At 56.9% G+C, this 1,317-nt stretch carries 1 protein-coding gene; it reads right to left on the bottom strand.

Annotation, left to right across the window (positions count from 1 at the left end):
• Positions 1-875: cache domain-containing protein (locus FHT82_RS30165; protein ID WP_183736385.1), on the bottom strand; the 875-nt coding region annotated here is incomplete at its 3' end.
• Between the last annotated feature and the right edge of the window lie 442 nt (positions 876-1,317).

Below are 1,317 nucleotides of genomic sequence, written 5' to 3'. Positions count from 1 at the left end.
AGCGAGGCTTCGTCCTGCTGATGGCGCAGGTTGGTTTCGCGCTCGTTTTCGAGCGCCAGCTGCTGGGCAGCCTCGCGATCCGACATCGCGTGACGTTCCCGGATCTTTTCCTGCAGCGATTGCGTCGCCTTCGCCATCATGCCGACTTCGTTGTTCATGCCCGTATGCGGGATATCAAGCGACACATCTTCGTCGGCAACGGCCTGCAGCGCGGTATGCACGTCCTTCAACGGGTTCGATATGCCGCGGATGACCAGATAAGCGGCGACAAGGGCGAAGAAGAACAGGACGATGCTGCCAGACAGCGCCGCCAGGATCTTGTCGTTCACCTGGGCATCGAGATCGTCCATGTAGACTCCGCTACTAACAACAACCTTCCAGGGATCGAAGGCCATTGCATAGGCCGTCTTGCGATAATCGCCAACAGGCTGGCCGGGTTTGGCTGTGGAATAATATTCGACAAGACCGCCGCCCTGCTGCCCGAGCTTGACCAACTCTTCGCGATAGAGCTTGCCTTTGCTGTCCGGCTGCCCCTTGTTGATCTGCCCGACTTTCGAGGCGTCATAGTGGAATATCATCTTAACGTCGTAGTCATAGCCGAAGAAATAGCCATCCGGATCGTATTTCATAGCATTGACGGTGGCGTAGGCCTGTTTCTGGGCGTCTTCCAGCTTCATTTCGCCTGAAGTCACCTTCGCCTGATAGAACTTGAGAACGGAGACCGCGGACTGGACCTCCGAACGCAGCATGTCATAGCGTTCCTTATAGATCGCATCGACCGAGGAGCGGACCTGGAGGGTGGTTGCGATCGCAAACGCTACCATCAGGCCGACGACCAGCAAGATAAGCTGCTTCGATATTTTCAGATTCTTCATGATGCCTCGCAACAGGAATGGGGGTTGCATTCCGGTGCGGTTTTCTACCGCCTGTGCGAGCGCGCCGGATGAAGGCGACGCATCTACCGCTGCTAAAAGAACATGCTGCGACCGGTTCGCTACGATTGGCATTCATCCTATAATAAAGCTTTAATTTTATTAGATTTTGAGCAAAATTTCCCTGTAAATCTGGGGGCGTCAGAAGCAAAACCGCCGGATTTACATCCGGCGGCCGCTAATGCTTTGGTGATGAAAAGGCCTGACGTCTGCGCCCCGTTTATGCGGCGCGGCGCCCCTGATGCATGGCGGGAGCCGCCGCAGCGTTGCCGACGCGGAAGCCTCTGATAAGGCCGAGCAGTTCGTCGGTGTCGGCAGCCAGCGTTTCGGCCGATGCCGTGGTCTCTTCGGCCATGGCGGCGTTCTGCTGGGTGGCGGCGTCGAG

This window comes from Rhizobium sp. BK275, from assembly GCF_014193555.1.
Lineage (GTDB): Bacteria > Pseudomonadota > Alphaproteobacteria > Rhizobiales > Rhizobiaceae > Rhizobium.
This window is presented reverse-complemented; position numbering and strand designations above follow the sequence as displayed.